This window comes from Geodermatophilus sp. SYSU D01105, from assembly GCF_054050095.1.
Map to the genome: position 1 here is coordinate 142,229 of NZ_JBJGYR010000006.1, position 15,826 is coordinate 158,054.

Here is a 15,826-nt window from a genome sequence, read left to right on the forward strand (position 1 = left end):
ACGGGTGTCCCGGTCACCGGCGGTCCGCCGCGTCGGCCCACCACCAGCGCAGCGTGGACAGCCCGTCATCGCCGCCGCCGCGCAGCTCGACGAGCGCGAGGGTGCCCAGGTCGTCCCACGTCCAGCGCAGCTCGGCGTCGCCGTCGGCGTCCACGGAGCAGGCGAGGCGGCCGACGGGCCGGTCGTCGGAGTCGCGCAGCCGCACCCACCCGTGCGCGTCCTCGTCGCTGCCGCACTCGAACTCGTCGTCCAGCTCGCGGAGGCCGGCGTCCTGCACGTGCGCGGCGAACGCGGCGGCCGCGCCGTCCCCGGCGAAGACGGTGTAGGTCCCGGCCGGGGCGCCGTCGTCGTCGAGGTCGCCCGCGGGGCAGCTCAGCTGCCGCAGCCGGGTCCCGGCCGGCTCCACGACGGTGCACCGCGCGGCGTCGACCCCCTCGGGGAGGGTCACCACGAGCAGCCGCTCGGCGGCTCCCGCGGCGTCGTCGGCGGCTCCGTCGGCCCGCCGGTCGGTCGCCACCAGCAGGCCGGCGAGGACGAGCACCGCGACGAGGGAGGCGACCGCGACCACCCACGGGAGCCACGCCGTCCAGCGCCGGGAGCTCCTGCCCACCTCCTCCACGACGCCCGACGGGGTGGGCGGGGGCCAGGTCGTCAGCGGCGCCGCGGCGAGCTCCCGGCGGGTGACCACGCGGCCGCCGTCCCCCGCACCGACCGCGGTGGGTGCGGCGTCCGTGCGGGGCACCGGGACGCCGCTGGACGCGAGGGCGGTGCGGGCCGCGGCCGCCAGCTCGCCTGCGGTCTGCCACCGCTGGGCGGGGTCCTTGGCCAGCCCGCGGAGCACCACCTCGTCGAGCGCCCGCGGCACCCCGGGCCGCAGCGAGGACGGCGCCGGCGGCGGCGCGTGCAGGTGGGCGGCCATCAGGCCGACCGGGTCGCCCGCGGCGAACGGCCGGCGCCCGGTGAGCAGCTCGAACAGCACGCACGCCAGGGAGTAGACGTCCGCGCGGGCGTCCGGCGGCACGGCGGCGAAGCGCTCGGGCGCCATGTACTCGGTGCTGCCGACCGCGGTCCCGGTGGCGGTGAGCGCGGCGCCGGGACCGTCGTCCGCGCCCCGGGCGATGCCGAAGTCGGCGAGGTAGGCGAAGTCCTCCCCCGCCACGGACGCGGCGAGGTCCCGGCCGTCGGAGCGGGCGACCAGCAGCACGTTGGACGGCTTGACGTCGCGGTGCACCAGCCCGCCGGCGTGGGCGGCGTCCAGCGCGCGGGCGACCTGGCCGACCAGGTCGACGGCGCGTGCGGGGTCCAGCGGGCCGGCGCGACGCAACAGCGAGTCGAGGTCCTCGCCCTCCACCAGCCGCATGTCGAGGAACAGCTGCCCGTCGATCTCCCCGTACCGGTGGATCGGGATGACGTGCGGCTCGTTGAGGCGGGCGGCGATGCGCGCCTCCCGGCGGAACCGGTCGCGGAAGCCCTCGTCCTGCGCCCACTCCGGGTGCAGCACCTTGAGCGCGACGTCCCGCTCGTGCTCGGCGTCGTGCGCGCGCAGGACCTGGCCCATGCCGCCCCGCCCGAGCACCCCGAGCACCCGGTACGGGCCGAAGCGCTCCCCGTCCGGCGGCGCGGTCACCGGGCCGGGAACTCCACGGTCGCCAGCTCGCGCCACAGGTGCGCCGCCGCCTCCGCACCGCGGTACAGCATCGGCAGCAGCACACGCTCGTTGGGCGAGTGGATGCGGTCGGTGGGCAGGCCGGCGCCGAGGAACAGCAGCGGCGCGCCGAGGACGTCGACCAGGTCGGCCTCGGGCCCGCTGCCGCCCTCGCGGGTGAACAGCACGTCGGCGGGGTCGCGGTCGTTGGCCTGCCCGATGGCGGCCAGCAGGGCGGCCATCGCCGGGGAGTCCAGGTCGCTGGCGCAGGGCGAGACGCCGCCGGCCGGGACGTGCACGTCGGCCTCGATGCCCTCGGGCGTGTTGGCCGCGACCCAGGCGCGGACCTGCTCAGCGAGGTCGGCGGGCCGCTGGTCGGCGACCAGCCGGAAGGTGATCTTGGCGTGCGCCGCCGCCGGGATGATCGTCTTGTGACCGGGGCCGGTGTAGCCGCCCCACATGCCGTTGACCTCGGCGGTCGGCCGGGCACCGATCCGCTCGAGCGTGCTGAACCCCTCCTCGCCGGCGGCCACGCGGGAGGCCGCCGGGCCGGCCAGCCAGGCCTGCTCGTCGAAGGGCACCCGGGCCATGAGCTCGCGCTCGCGATCGGTCAGCGGCCGCACCCGGTCGTAGAAGCCGGGCAGGGTGACCCGGCCCCGCTCGTCGTGCAGGCTGGCGATCAGCGTCGCCATGGCGTGCAGGGGGTTGGGGACCCCGCCGCCGAACGAACCGGAGTGCAGGTCGACCGCCGGACCCCTCAGCGTGACCTCGGCGTCGGCCAGCCCGCGCATCGCCACGACGGCGCTGGGGACGTCGGGTGCGGCCATACCGGTGTCGCTCACCACGACGACGTCGCAGGCCAGCCGGTCGGCCCGCTCGCGCAGCAGGTCGGCGAAGTGCGGGGAACCGGACTCCTCCTCGCCCTCGACCAGCAGCTTCACGGTGACCGCGGGCGTCTGGCGGCCGGTGGCGGCCAGGTGTGCCCGGATGCCCACCAGGTGCATCGCGACGTTGCCCTTGTCGTCGATGGCGCCGCGGGCGTGCAGCTCCGGGCCGTCCGGGCCCTCCACGCGGGTCGGCTCGAACGGCGGGTGCTCCCACAGCTCCAGCGGGTCCACGGGCTGGACGTCGTGGTGGCCGTAGACCAGGGCCACCGGGGCGCCCTCGTCCGCGGACGGCCACTCGGCGAACACCGCCGGCGCGCCCGGGGTCGGCCAGATCTCCACGGTGGGGAATCCGGTGCGGCGCAACGCCTCGGCCAGCCACTCGGCGCTGGCGGCGACGCTGGGCGCGTGGGCCGGGTCGGCGGAGATCGACGGGATCCGCAACCAGGCGTCGAGGTCGGCGTGCAGGTCGTCGAGGTGCGCGGTCACGTAGTCGCGTTCGGGGCTGCCCACGGCCTCCGACCGTAGCGGCGGGCGCGCGGGACGCCGTCCCCGGCCAGGGCATGTCCGGCGGACCCGTGCCGAGGCTGGAGGCCCGTCGGACATGCCCTAACGTCGGCGGCATGCCCGGAGCCCTGCTGCAGGTGGACGTCGGCGACCTCACCTTCGACGTCCGGGCTGATGGCCCCGACGACGGCAGGCCGGTGGTGCTGCTGCACGGCTTCCCGGAGACGTCGGGGTCCTGGGCGGCGGTCACCCCGCTGCTCACCGAGGCGGGGCTGCGGACCTACGCCGTGGACCAGCTCGGCTACTCCCCCGGCGCCCGCCCGGCGGAGGTGGAGGCCTACGCGCTGACGAACCTGGCGCAGGTGACCGCCGACCTGATGACCGCGATGGACGTCCCGCGGGCCGACGTCGTGGGTCACGACTGGGGCGCGAACGTGGCGTGGGCGCTGGCGGCCTGGCACCCCGACCGGCTGCGCTCGCTGACCGCCGTGTCCGTGCCGCACCCGGGCGCGTTCACCGCCGCGTGGCGCTCGGACCCCGAGCAGCAGGAGCGCTCGGCCTACGTCCGGCTGTTCTGGCAGCAGGGCAAGGCCGAGGAGGTGCTGCTGGCCGACGGCGCCCGGCGGCTGCGGCGGATGTTCGGCGACGCCGTCCCCGCGGAGGCCGTCGACGAGTACGTGGCGGTGCTGTCGGCGCCGGGGGCGCTGACCGCCGCGCTCAACTGGTACCGGGCGATGAGCTCGAGCACGCCGGTGGACCCGGTGGCCGTGCCGACCACGTACGTGTGGAGCGACGGCGACGTGGCGGTCGGCCGCACCGCCGCGGAGGGCTGCGCCGAGCAGGTCACCGGCGACTACCGGTTCGTCGAGCTCGCCGGCGTCAGCCACTGGATCCCCGAGCAGGCCCCGGAGGCGCTCGCCACCGCGATCCTGGACCGCGTCGCGTCGTCGTGAGTGTGCGGCTCCGTGTCCCCACGGACGAGGACGCCGCTGCGTGGGCCGATCTCTTCGACGACGCCGAGGTCATGCGCCACGTCGGGACCGGTGAGCTGCGCGACCGCGCCTGGTACGCCGGGTTCGTCCACCGCCAGCAGGAGCTGGCCGAGTCCACGGGGCTGTGCCTGTCCACGGTGCTCGCCGACGGTGGGGTGGCCGGCTTCACCGGCGTCCAGCCGTGGGCTCAGGCGTGGGGCCCGGTCGGCGAGCCGGAGATCGGCTGGCGGCTCGGGCGCCGGTTCTGGGGCCGCGGCTCGGCGACGGCGGCGGCACGGATCGTCCTCGACCGGGCGCGTGAGCTGGGGGTCCCGCACGTCGTCGCGCTGGTCCACACCGGGAACGCGGCGTCCCTGGCGGTCGCCCGGAAGCTCGGCATGACCGAGGAGGCGGTCCTGCGGGCACCCTCCGGCGCCACCGTCCTGCAGTACGGCACGCCCCTGACGCGATGACGGTGACTCCAGCCGCCGCCTGGTCACTCGGTCAGCGGGCGGTGCCGGACACCAGGGCGAGCAGGCCGGCCTCGTCGAGCAGGTCGACCGGCCGGACGGTCACCCCGGCCGCGACGTGGTGGAACCCGGCGCTGACCCGCTCCACGGGGACGCCGGTCAGCCGAGACCAGCCCAGCCGGTACGCGGCCAGCTGGACACCGGCCGCGGCCAGCTCCGCGCCCGAGGGCGGCGGCCCGGTCTTCCAGTCGACCACCTCGTAGCCGCCGTCGGCGTCGGCGAACACCGCGTCGATCCGGCCGCGCAGGGTCAGCGGGCCCAGCGGCGTCTCGAACGGCACCTCGACCTCGACCGGCTGCCGGTCCGCCCACTCGCTGGCCAGGAACGCCGCCTGCAGGTCGGCCAGCGCGCTGTCGGGGGCGGCGAACTCGTCACCGGAGCCGGGCAGCTCGTCGAGGTCGACCAGGCGGGCGGCGCCGAAGCGCTCCTCCAGCCACGCGTGGAACGCCGTCCCCCGCCGGGCCAGCGGCGCGGGTGCCGCCGGCATCGGCCGGCGCAGCCGGCGGGCCAGCTCCGCGGGGTCGCGGCGCAGGGTCACCAGCGCCGACACCGACAGGTGCGAGGGCAGCGGGACGTCGACGGTGGGGCTCGCGGCCACCGCGCGCTCACGCAGCAGCAGGTCGGCGTCGCGCACCCACTGGTCGACCAGCGGGTCGGGGTCACCGAGCCGGGTGTCGGGGTCCAGCGGGTGCGGCGCCGACCCGGTGATCAGCTCGGCGGCGGCGGTCAGCGCGCGGCGCCGTCCCGGTGCGAGGGGGTCGGCCGGCCACACACCGACCGGCCACTCGGCCAGCGCCGGGTTCTCCGCACCCTCCTCGGGGGCCTCCGCCCACTGCACGACGGTGCCCGCGCCGGCCTCGCAGGCCTCGCGGACGGTGTGCAGCAGGGACGACGGCCCGCACGGGTTGACCCCGTCGCGCCACCAGCTGCCCGAACAGAGCAGCAGGTGGCGGGCGCGGGTGACGGCGACGTAACCGAGCCGGATCTCCTCGCCGGTGCCGAACTCCTTCCAGTCCTCGACGTAGCGCTCGAGCGCCTGCTTCACCACGGCCTGGTCGCCGGAGCCGGGCACCGGGAGGCGCAGCCGGGGCAGCTCCTCGCGGTCGACGGTGCGCAGGTCGACCGGCACCGCCCCGGGGTCCTTGATCCAGGAGTCGCTCGCGCCGGGCTTGGCGGGGAACTGGTCGACGGTCATGCCGGGCACGGCGACGACGTCCCACTCCAGGCCCTTGGCCGAGTGCCCGGTCAGCAGCTGCACCGCCTCGGGGTTGACCGCCACCTCGCCCGGTTCCAGCCCCCGCTCGCGGTCCTCGGCGTCCCGGAGGTACCCGAGGAAGGCCGGCAGGGAGGGCAGCTCGGCCAGCTCGGTGAACTGCGCCGCCACGGTGTGCAGGGCGTCGAGGTGGGCGCGGGCGCCGGCCGGGCTGACCTCCGGGGCGCTGGCCAGCTCGGTCTCCAGGCCGAGGGTGCGGGCCACCTCGTCGACCAGGTCGGGCAGCGACTCGCCCAGCCGGGTGCGCAGCTGGCCCAGCTCCGCGCCGAGCCGCCGCAGCCGCCGGTACCCCTCGGCGGAGTAGTCCTCCGGGTCGCCGAGGTCGTCGAGCGCCTCCACGATGCTGCCCCGCTCCTGCGGCGGCTCGGGCGTGCCGGGCTCGGGCGCCTCGCGGTGCGGCCGCCGGGAGTGCACCAGGGTGCGGGCCCGGGCCTCCAGCGCGGCGAGGTCGCGCGGGCCGATCCGCCACCGGGCGCCGGTGAGCAGCCGCCCGAGCGCGTCCCCGGCGGTGGGGTCGACGAGGACGGTGAGGGTGGCGACGACGTCGGAGACCTCGGGCACCTCGAGCAGGCCGCCCAGGCCCACGACCTCCACCGGCAGGCCCCGCTCGCGCAGCGCGGCGGCGATCCCGGGCAGCTGCTTGCGGGTCCGGGCCAGGACGGCGACCGTCGGGGGGCGTCCGTCGGCGCCGCGGGGGACCACCGGGTCGGTGCCGTGCCAGCAGGCGGCGAGCCGGTCGGCCAGCGCCGCGGTCTCCTCCGCGACGGTGTCGTAGAGGCCCACGGTCACCGCACCACGGCCGGCAGTGGGCGCGGGCGCGAGGTCGGGCAGCGGCACCTCCGGCGGCGGCAGCATCGCCGACACCGCGTTGGCGACGGCGAGCACGGCCTCGTCGTTGCGCCAGCTGGTGGCCAGGGTCAGCCGCTCGGCCCTCCGCCCGCGGACCCCGGGGAAGGTGCGGGCGAAGCGCTCGATGGTGCCCGCCGAGGCGCCGCGCCAGCCGTAGATCGACTGGCGGGGGTCACCGACGGCGAGGACGGGGTGGCCGGTCTCCCGGCCGAAGAGCGCCTCCAGCATCCGCAGCTGGCCGACGCTGGTGTCCTGGTACTCGTCGAGCAGCACGACCTTCCAGCGCGCCCGCTCGCGGCGGCCGACCTCCGGGGCGGAGACGGCGATGCGGGCGGCGGCGGAGACCTGGTCGGCGTAGTCGATCGAGCCCATGGCCCGCTTGCGGGCCTCGAACGCCTCCACCAGCGGCAGCAGCGCGACCCGCGCCCGCTGCCGGGCGAGCAGCTCCTGGACCTCCTTGTACGGCCCCTTCTTGCGCGGGGCGTCCGGGTAGCCGGCGACCTGCGCCTCCAGCCGGGCGGTCCAGGCGCGCAGGGCGGCGGGCGTCACGTCGTGCTCACCCATCTCCGCGGCCAGGGCCAGCACGTCCTCCACCGTGGTGAGCAGGGAGAGCTGGACGTCGTCCATGTCGCCGGTGTAGGCGGCGACGACCTGGGCTGCCTGCCCCCAGCACATGGCGGGGCCGAGGACCCCGGCGCCGGGTTCCACGCCGATCCGCAGGCCGTGCTCGGCGACCAGGGCGGCGGCGTAGCCGTGGTAGGTGGCGACGGTCGGCTGGGCGATGTCCAGCCGCTCCTCGAGGTCGGGCTCGGTGTCCGGGTGGCGGGCCAGGGCACCCAGCCGCATCCGGATGCGCTCGCCGAGCTCGCTGGCGGCCTTGCGGGTGAAGGTGAGGCCGAGGATCGCCTCGGGCTCGACGACCCGGTTGGCGACCAGCCAGGAGACCCGGGCGGCCATCGTCTCGGTCTTGCCCGACCCGGCGCCGGCGACCACCACGAGCGGCCGGTCGGCCGGTGCAGCGACGACGCGGGCCTGCTCCGGGGACGGCGCGTAGGCCAGCCCGCAGCGCTCGGCGACCTCGGCTGGGGTGAGCTGCCGTCGTGGCTGTGGCTCCGGGTCGGCGTCGACGCCGAGCAGGTCGTCGAAGGACAGCTGCTCCGAGGTCATGCCCGGCCCCCCGCGGGGACGGGGACCGCCGGCGCAGCGTTCCCGCGGCGTCGGCTCACGCGGTCACCTGCCGGCCGCGCTCGTGCATCGGGCAGCTGCGGCGGGCGGGGCAGCGCTGGCAGTGCGTGCCGGTGCGCACCTCGAAGGCGCCCGCGCCCATGCCCTCGCCGACCGCGGTGACGAGCTCGCCGGCGGGGGTCTGCTCCACCGGGACGTCGGTGGGCAGCGGCTCCTGGTGCTGTTCCTTGGCCTTGGCGCCGGTGCCGACCTGGAGCAGCGCGGCGCCGCCGGGAACGGTGCCGTAGGCCGCGAAGGCGCCGGCGGCGACGGCCACCTGGTAGGCGGCCAGCTGCCCGTGCTCCTCGACGTTCTTCGCCGCGGTCCTGCCCGTCTTGAGGTCGACGACCACCAGCCGCCCCTCGGCGTCGCGCTCGAGCCGGTCGACCTGCCCGCGCAGCCGCGCCCGGCCGACGACGACGTCGAAGTCCTCCTCGGCGGCGACCAGCTGGCGCCGGTTGGCCGCGTGCCAGCGCAGGAACCGGTCGAGCATCTGCTGGGCCGTGGCGCGCTGGCGCTGGTCGGACCACCCGGGCCCGAGGTCGAGCGTGTCGAGCTCGGCGGCCAGGGCGTCCGGCGCCTCGGCCGGCGGCAGCCCCTCGGCGACCCGCTGGGCGACGGCGTGCACCGCCGAGCCGACGGTGCGGGTGGCGTCCGGCGAGGCCTCGGCCCCCACCGCGCCGAGCACCCAGCGCAGCGGGCAGCGCTGGAAGGTCTCGATCGCGGAGGGCCGCACGCGGACGGGAGCCTCGGCCGGCACCAGCGGCGCGTCGTCGGACAGCGGCGAGAGCCCCCACCACTGCGCAGGGGCTGCCCCGGGCACGCCCTCCTCGGCCAGCCGGCGCAGCACCGCCGCGGCCGCCGACCGGCGGGCGGCAGGGGTGTGCGGGTCGGTCACCGCCCGGCGCAGGTCGGCGACGAGCGCGGGGAGGGTCAGGGAGCGGGGCAGGTCGGTGAGCGGGCGGCCGTCGTCGGGCGGCGGGGCGACCAGGTCGAGGAAGCGGGAGGCGGTCGCACCGGCCTCGGCGCCGTCGAGCGCGCCCTGCACGGCGGTCACCACCAGCCGGCGCCGGGCCCGCGTGCAGGCGACGTAGAACAGCCGCCGCTCCTCGGCCAGGGTGAGCGCCCGGCGGTCGACCCGGGCGCCGTCCACACCCGCGGCGCGCTCGACGAGCTCCTCGGTGCCGAGCAGCGAGAGCCGCTCCCGCAGGTCGGGCCAGACGCCCTCCTGCACGCCGGAGACGCAGACGAGGTCCCACTCCAGGCCCTTCGAGGCGTGCGCCGTGAGCAGCCGGACCGTCTCGTCGTTGGCGGCGCGCGCCGCGCCGGTGTCGCCCGGCAGCTCCTGGGCGGCGAGGTGGTCGACAAAGGCACGGACGTCGGCCGAGGGCAGCCGGTCGACGAAGCCCGCGGCGGCGTCGAAGAGGGCCACCACGGCGTCGAGGTCGCGGTCGGCCACCGCCCCCGCGGCCCCGCCGGCGGCGCTGGCCCGCGCCCAGCGGCCGGCCAGCCCGCTGCGCTGCCACATCGCCCACAGCACGTCCTCGGCGCTGCCGCCGGCGGCCAGCGCCACCCGCCCCGCAGCGAGGACCCCGGCGACCCGGTGCGCCGGGCGGGCCACGTGCTCGGGCAGCGACTCGAGCAGCAGCTCGTCGCTCACCGCGGTGGCCAGCGGCGCACCCCGCTCGGCGGCGTCGACGCCCTGCTGGGCCAGCGCGATGCGGACCGCCCGGCGCAGCCGGCGCAGGTCCAGCACCGTCGCCCCGCCCAGCGGCGAGGCCAGCAGCGCCTCGGCCGCGGGCTCGTCGAGGCCGGGGGGCGTCCCGTCGGAGCCGGGCAGCAGCGCGTCGAGCGCGCCGAGGAACGGGGCGACCGCCGGCTGGGCGGCCAGCGGCAGGTCGTCGGCGGAGATGGCCGACGGGACGCCGGCCGACGTCAGCGCCCGCCGCAGCGGACCGAGCGCCACCGCGGTGCGGACGACGACGGCCATCTGCGACCACGGGACGCCGTCGAGCAGGTGCGCGCGGCGCAGGACGTCGGCCACGTAGGCGGCCTCGACGGCGGCCGAGCCGAAGACGTGCACCTCCGCGGCGCCGTCGGGGGTGCCCTCGGCCGGCTGCAGCCGCCGGTGCTGGGCCGGGCCCGGCAGTCCCTCGGCCACCTTGCGGCTGATCCGCAGCAGCTCCGCCCCCGAGCGGCGGCACACCCCCAGCGACACCTGCTGGGCGGGGCGCCCGTCAGCGTGCCGGAACCGGTCCGGGAACTCGGCGATGCCCCGCGGCTCGGCGCCGCGGAAGGCGTAGATGGCCTGGTCGGGGTCGCCCACGGCGACCAGGTCACCGCCCCCGCCGGCCAGCAGCTCCAGCAGTTCCACCTGCGCGGGGTCGGTGTCCTGGTACTCGTCGACGAACAGCCAGCTGGCGCGGGCGCGCTCCTGGCGCAGCAGCTCGGGGTCGGCGGCCAGCTCGGCGATCGCCTCGCGCACCAGCTCGGCGGGGTCGAAGCCCGCGGCGTCACCCCGGCCGGCGGTGGCGAACGCCGTCACGGCCTCGTACTGCTCGGCGAACGCGGCGGCGTGCACCCAGGCCTCGTGCCCGAGCTCGCGGCCCCAGGCGGCCAGCACGTCGGACCCGATGCCGCGCTCCGTGGCCCGCAGCAGGAGCTCCCGCAGCTCGGTGCGGAACCCGGCCGTGGCCAGGGCCGGGGCGAGGGACGCCGGCCAGCGGACCGCCCCCTGCTCCTCGACGTCACCGCGCAGCAGTTGCGCGAGGACGGCGTCCTGTTCCGCCGCGGTGAGCAGCCGGGGTGGGAGGTCGCCGCGCAGCATGGCGGCCCGGCGCAGGACCCCGTAGGCGTAGGAGTGGAAGGTGCGGGCCAGCGGCTCCCGGATGGTGCGCGCCACCCGGGCGGTGATGCGGGTCCGCAGCTCGGCGGCGGCCTTGCGGCTGAAGGTGAGGACGAGGATCTGCTCGGGGTCCACCCCGCGGTCGATCCGGGCGGCGACGGCCTCGACGATCGTCGTCGTCTTGCCGGTGCCCGGGCCGGCGAGCACCAGCAGCGGCCCGCCGGGGTGGTCGACGACCGCCTGCTGCGTGGGGTCCAGCCGGGGCGGCGCCACCGGTGCCGGGTCGCTCTGCACGAGCCGGTAGACCGGCGCACCCTCTGCCCCCCGCAGTGCCACCACCCTTCGATGACACCACGGGCGGCCGACAGGTCGGGAACGGGTGTGGCTGGTGGGGTGGGAGTCAGGGCCAGCCGACGGCGGCGAGGTCGACGCGGCCGTCGCGCACGGGCACGCCCTCGGTGGCGAGGAGTTCCAGCTGCCGCACCCGGACCGGCTCGGCGACCGACCCGTCGGCGCGCACCACGCGGTACCACGGCACCGCGCCCCCGCCCTGCGACAGCGCCCGGGCCACCCGCCGCGGCCCGACCCCGACCAGCCGGCCGATGGCGCCGTAGGTGCTCACCCTGCCCGGCGGGATCTGCTCGACGGCGTCGAACACCGCCTCGTCGACGTCCTCCGGGTGCGCGGAGGCGCCCGGGGACGGGCGTCCTCCGGGCGGCTCCGGCGGGGTCACAGCTGGTAGTTGCTGTTCTGCGTCCACCAGCTGTACAGCGCCGCGAGGTCGGCCTGCGTCGTACCGGGCGCACTGACCAGGCCCTCGACCAACGCGTCGTTGTCGGTCCAGACGATGTTCACCACGCCCTCCTCGGCGCTGATCCAGCACGCGGCCAGACCGGAGTTGCCCTCGAACGTCCAGCTCTGGATCCCGGGAGCGGTGCTGCAGTCCTGACCCTCCGGCTGTTCGGCCACACCGAGGTCGGAGACGTCGTTGAAGAAGACCGTCTCCAGCGTCTGCTGGTCCTCGTACTGCCAGAAGGCGCCGGCCGCCGCGCCGGGCTGGGTGGCGCTCGAGCCGCACGTGGCGTGCGCGATGTCGCCGTCGGTGCCCGGTGCCTCCTCGGTGCAGCCGGTCATGTCCGCCGGGAGGATCGCGAGGAGGTCGCCCCCCGCCGGGACCGGCGCGCTGGACGACGGACTGCTCGGCGAGGACCGCGGGGGCGACGAGCTGCTCGACGCGGAGGTGGTCGCGGAACTCGTGCTCTCGGCGGCCGGCGTCGGGTCGTCGTCCTGACGGAGGCTGAGGAAGAGGACGGCGCCGATGGCGAGGACCGCCACGAGCCCGGCGACCAGTCCGATGACCAGGCCGCGACTGCCCTTGCCCTGCCCCGGCTGACCGGGTGGCCCGTAGGGCCCCGGCTGGCCGTAGGGCCCCGGCTGGCCGTAGGGCCCGGGCTGGCCGTACTGGACCGGCTGGCCGTAGGGCCCCGGCTGACCGTACTGACCGGGCGGTGGCCCGTAGGGGCCCGGTTGACCGGGCTGGCCCGGCTGTCCGGGCTGCCCGTGGGGGCCCGGCTGACCCGGCTGACCGTAGGGGCCGCCCTGCGGCGCGCCACCCTGACCACCGGGACCACCCTGGGGCTGACCCCAGCCTCCTTGTCCGGGCTGCTGGGGACCGGGCGGGCCGTAGGGACCCTGACCCGGTGGCGGCGTGCTCATGCGGGGACCTCCTGCTGGTGGGAGAGCGCCCGCAGCTTAGAGGCCGCCGATCCCGGGAGAGGGCCGTCGCGTCCTCCGCGGGTCAGCCCCGCCGGCCGTACCGCGCCAGCAACCGGGTCTGCGGGTCGGCGGTGGCCGGCACGTCCAGCGGTGGGTCGATCAGCCCGGGGACACCGTCCTCGGGCAGCCGGTCGGCGACCACGAGGCCGGCGGTGACCAGCACCGGGTCGAGCTCGGTGTCCCCGCCGGTGGCCCGGGCGAGGTCCCACGAGTGGACCGTCAGGTCGGCGGTCATCTCCTCGATGTAGTGCGCGGCGAGCAGGGGCCCGCGGGCCAGGTGCACCGTGCGCAGCAGCGCGTGGTCCTCGGCGAAGGCGGCCAGGGCGGCATCGGCGGCGCTCTCCCAGCCGGTGAGCGGGTCGTCGCCGAGCAGGTCCGGCGTCTCGTCGGGGAACCGCCCGTCGACCAGGTCGAACGGCTCTCCGGCGAGCAGCGGCGGCGCCCACAGCGCCTCGTTGACCAGGTGGGCCACGAGGTCGGCGACCGTCCACCCGGGCAGGGACGGGTCCTCCCACTGCCCCGGCTCCACCGCGTCGACCCGGTCGGTGAACGAGGCCTGTGCCCGCTGGAAGAGCTCGATCAGTTCCGACGGCGAGATCTCTGACACGAGGTCAGTAGACAGCGCGAGGGCCCGGGCCGCTCCCGCGAGGAGCGACCCGGGCCCTGGTGAGGTGATGGAGCGGCCACCCGTCAGGGGCCCACGCCGAGCCTGCGAGGCGTGGGGGGAAGGGTGGTCCTTCTTCAGTAGGTGGGCAGCGTCTTGTCGATCCGCGTCGCCCACGCCGTCACGCCACCCTGGACGTGCACGGCGTCGGAGAAGCCGGCGTTCTTCAGGGCCGCGAGCACCTCGGCGGAGCGGACGCCGGTCTTGCAGTGCAGCACGATCGGCTTGTCCTGCGGCAGCTCGGACAGCGCCCGCCCGGAGAGGATCTCGTCCTTGGGCAGCAGCCTGGCGCCCGGGATCGAGACGATCTCGTACTCGTTGGGCTCCCGGACGTCGATCAGCTCGAAGTCCTTGCCGGCGTCCATCATGTCCTTGAGCTCGTCGACGGTGATCGTCGAGCCGGCGGCCGCCTCCTGGGCCTCGACCGACACGACACCGCAGAAGGTCTCGTAGTCGATGAGCCCGGTGATCGGCTCGGCCTCCGGGTCCTTGCGGACCTTGATGGTCCGGAAGGTCATCTCCAGGGCGTCGTAGACCATGAGCCGGCCGAGCAGCGTCTCGCCGATACCGGTGATCAGCTTGACCGCCTCGGTCGCCTGGATGGCGCCGATGGTCGCGCACAGGACGCCGAGCACGCCACCCTCGGCGCAGCTGGGGACCATGCCGGGCGGCGGCGGCACGGGGTACAGGTCGCGGTAGTTGGGCCCGTGCTCGTTCCAGAAGACCGAGACCTGGCCGTCGAAGCGGTAGATCGAGCCCCACACGTAAGGCTTGCCCAGCAGCACGCAGGCGTCGTTGACCAGGTAGCGCGTGGCGAAGTTGTCGGTGCCGTCGACGATGAGGTCGTACTGGCTGAAGATCTCCATCACGTTGTCGCTGTCCAGCCGCGTCTCGTGCAGCCGGACGTCGATCAGCGGGTTGATCTCCTTGATCGAGTCCCGCGCGCTCTCGGCCTTGGACCGGCCCACGTCGGACTGGCCGTGGATGATCTGCCGCTGCAGGTTCGACTCGTCGACGACGTCGAACTCGACGATGCCCAGCGTGCCGACACCGGCCGCGGCCAGGTACATCAGCACCGGCGAGCCGAGACCGCCGGCGCCCACGGCAAGCACCTTGGCGTTCTTCAGCCGCTTCTGACCGTCCATGCCGACGTCGGGGATGATCAGGTGCCGGCTGTACCGGCGGACCTCGTCGATCGAGAGGTCGGCGGCGGGCTCCACCAGGGGTGGCAGGGACACGGGTTGCTCCTCAGTTCCTCGACAGCGACCCGCGGGGGGCCGGAGTTCGTCGGGACAACAGCCTGACACGCGGGGCTGTTCCCGCCCGCGGGTGGCGGTGTGGGCCGGAGCGCCTCCTCCCCCACCGTCCACCGTGCCGGACGACGCCCCGGGACCGGCTCACCTGGTCCCGGCGGGGCTCACGGGTGGGGCCAGGCGTTCTTGGCGCAGCCCTGCAACCCGAGGGTCTGCTGCTGCATGACCGGCGCGAGCTCCCCCGGGCCGGGGCACTGCTGGTGGCCGTTGCCCAGGGCGTGGCCGACCTCGTGGTTGACGACGTACTGACGGTAGGTCGCGACGTCGCCCTGGTAGTCCGGGACGGCGGTCTCCCACCGGGCCAGGTTGATCACCGCCCGGTCCCCGTAGCGGCAGGAGGTGTAGCCACCGGTGCCCACGCCGGGGCAGTAGACCTCCATGTTGCCGGGGCTGATCAGCGTCACCTTGAAGTCGTAGGCGCGGGCTGCGGCCTCCTCCGGCCCGACCCGCTGGAACGACATCCGGCCGCCGGCGCCCCACGAGCGCGGGTCGCCGAGCGTCGCCTCGACCGCGGCGGCGAACGCCGCGCCGTCCACGCCGATCCCGTCCTCGACCTCGACCACGAACCGCTCCAGCGGCCCGGTGCCGTAGACCCGCGAGGTGCCCGGGACCACGGTGACCGTGCCCGCCCCCTTCTGCACGAAGCCGGTCGAGGGTGCGGCCGCTCCGGTCGGGCCGGCGTCACCCTCCGCCTGTCCGGCTCCCGCGGAGGGCTCGGCCTGCGCCGACGACCCGGCCTGCTGCGACGGCTCGGCGACCGCCTGGGGTGCGGCTCGGCCGGAGGGGGCGGCGGCAGCGGAGGACGCCGCCGACCCGGCGGGCTGCGACGTCGTCCCGGTGACCGCCAGGTCGACGAGGACCAGCACGGTGGCGACGGTCAGCAGCGGGATCGCGTAGGCCCGCCAGCCCCACCGGCCCATGAACCGGCGCAGCCGGCCGCGGCGCCGGGCGGACGGGGGCGGGCGGCGGTCCGCCGGCTCCCGGCGGGCTCCCGGCGAGTCACCCGGAGCGGGCCGCGGCCGGCCCTCGGCGGCGCGCACGACACGGGGCTCGCGACCGCGGCCGGGCGGAGGCGGGACACGGTCGGCACCGCGGGCGCCCGGAGGGACGACACGGTCGCCACCGCGGCCGGGCGGCGGCCGGCGGGGCAGGCCGCGCGGCGGCTCCCCCGCGGAGGGGCGGGGCGCGCCGGGCGGCGGGAACGGGGGTCCGGGACGCCGGCCCGGCCCGCGGCCGGGAGGGGCGTCCGCGGGGCTCACCCGGTCAGGTTCTCACGAGCGGGGGGCGTCCGTGGAGAGCTTCCGATCACGGCGCGTGCCGGACCGAGCCGTCTCGGTGACGGCCC

General features: G+C 76.6%; 12 protein-coding genes. 3 read left to right on the top strand and 9 right to left on the bottom strand.

Annotated features, from left to right (window positions below; translation table 11 throughout):
* Positions 1–13: 13 nt before the first annotated feature.
* Together ACI79I_RS07565 and ACI79I_RS07570 are read right to left on the bottom strand one after the other, a co-directional pair.
* A complete protein-coding gene (locus ACI79I_RS07565; protein ID WP_456991691.1) occupies positions 14–1,627 on the bottom strand; it encodes a serine/threonine-protein kinase in 1,614 nt (537 codons plus the stop codon).
* Positions 1,624–3,042, bottom strand: coding sequence for a M20/M25/M40 family metallo-hydrolase (locus ACI79I_RS07570; protein WP_456991692.1), 1,419 nt, complete (start codon positions 3,040–3,042; stop codon positions 1,624–1,626). Before ACI79I_RS07570 ends, ACI79I_RS07565 begins: the two co-directional genes overlap by 4 nt.
* Positions 3,043–3,152: 110 nt before the next feature.
* On the opposite strand from ACI79I_RS07570, the gene ACI79I_RS07575 reads away from it, so the two are divergent.
* Entirely contained in the window at positions 3,153–3,989 is an 837-nt protein-coding gene (locus ACI79I_RS07575) for an alpha/beta fold hydrolase (protein ID WP_456991693.1), read from the top strand.
* On the top strand, positions 3,986–4,480 hold the full coding sequence (locus ACI79I_RS07580; RefSeq protein WP_456991694.1) for a GNAT family N-acetyltransferase: 495 nt from the start codon (positions 3,986–3,988) through the stop codon (positions 4,478–4,480). The genes ACI79I_RS07575 and ACI79I_RS07580 overlap by 4 nt, the downstream gene beginning before the upstream one ends.
* A 31-nt stretch (positions 4,481–4,511) precedes the next feature.
* Here ACI79I_RS07580 and ACI79I_RS07585 read toward each other — a convergent pair whose 3' ends face one another.
* From ACI79I_RS07585 to ACI79I_RS07600, 4 genes are all read right to left on the bottom strand, one after another.
* Positions 4,512–7,826, bottom strand: coding sequence for an ATP-dependent helicase (locus ACI79I_RS07585; protein WP_456991695.1), 3,315 nt, complete (start codon positions 7,824–7,826; stop codon positions 4,512–4,514).
* A gap of 55 nt (positions 7,827–7,881) precedes the next feature.
* Positions 7,882–11,067, bottom strand: coding sequence for an ATP-dependent helicase (locus ACI79I_RS07590; RefSeq protein ID WP_456991697.1), 3,186 nt, complete (start codon positions 11,065–11,067; stop codon positions 7,882–7,884).
* Between the two features lie 61 nt (positions 11,068–11,128).
* The gene (locus ACI79I_RS07595; protein ID WP_456991698.1) at positions 11,129–11,461 is read right to left on the bottom strand and encodes an MGMT family protein; all 333 of its coding nucleotides are present in this window, start codon (positions 11,459–11,461) and stop codon (positions 11,129–11,131) included.
* Positions 11,458–11,862: a hypothetical protein gene (locus tag ACI79I_RS07600; protein ID WP_456991699.1), complete on the bottom strand. Its 405-nt coding sequence runs from the start codon at positions 11,860–11,862 to the stop codon at positions 11,458–11,460. Before ACI79I_RS07600 ends, ACI79I_RS07595 begins: the two co-directional genes overlap by 4 nt.
* Here ACI79I_RS07600 and ACI79I_RS07605 point away from each other — a divergent pair.
* Positions 11,861–12,019 (top strand): hypothetical protein, encoded by a 159-nt coding sequence (locus ACI79I_RS07605; RefSeq protein ID WP_456991701.1) that lies wholly within the window; start codon positions 11,861–11,863, stop codon positions 12,017–12,019. The two genes, ACI79I_RS07600 and ACI79I_RS07605, sit on opposite strands and share 2 nt — an antisense overlap.
* A 507-nt stretch (positions 12,020–12,526) precedes the next feature.
* On the opposite strand, the gene ACI79I_RS07610 is transcribed toward ACI79I_RS07605, so the two are convergent.
* From ACI79I_RS07610 to ACI79I_RS07620, 3 genes are all read right to left on the bottom strand, one after another.
* Positions 12,527–13,111 (bottom strand): TIGR03086 family metal-binding protein, encoded by a 585-nt coding sequence (locus tag ACI79I_RS07610; RefSeq protein WP_456991702.1) that lies wholly within the window; start codon positions 13,109–13,111, stop codon positions 12,527–12,529.
* A 134-nt stretch (positions 13,112–13,245) separates the two neighbouring features.
* The gene (gene moeZ, locus ACI79I_RS07615) at positions 13,246–14,406 is read right to left on the bottom strand and encodes an adenylyltransferase/sulfurtransferase MoeZ (protein WP_456991703.1); all 1,161 of its coding nucleotides are present in this window, start codon (positions 14,404–14,406) and stop codon (positions 13,246–13,248) included.
* Between the two features lie 179 nt (positions 14,407–14,585).
* Positions 14,586–15,521, bottom strand: a complete 936-nt coding sequence (locus ACI79I_RS07620) for a DUF3152 domain-containing protein (RefSeq protein ID WP_456991705.1) — start codon at positions 15,519–15,521, stop codon at positions 14,586–14,588.
* Positions 15,522–15,826 lie beyond the last annotated feature (305 nt).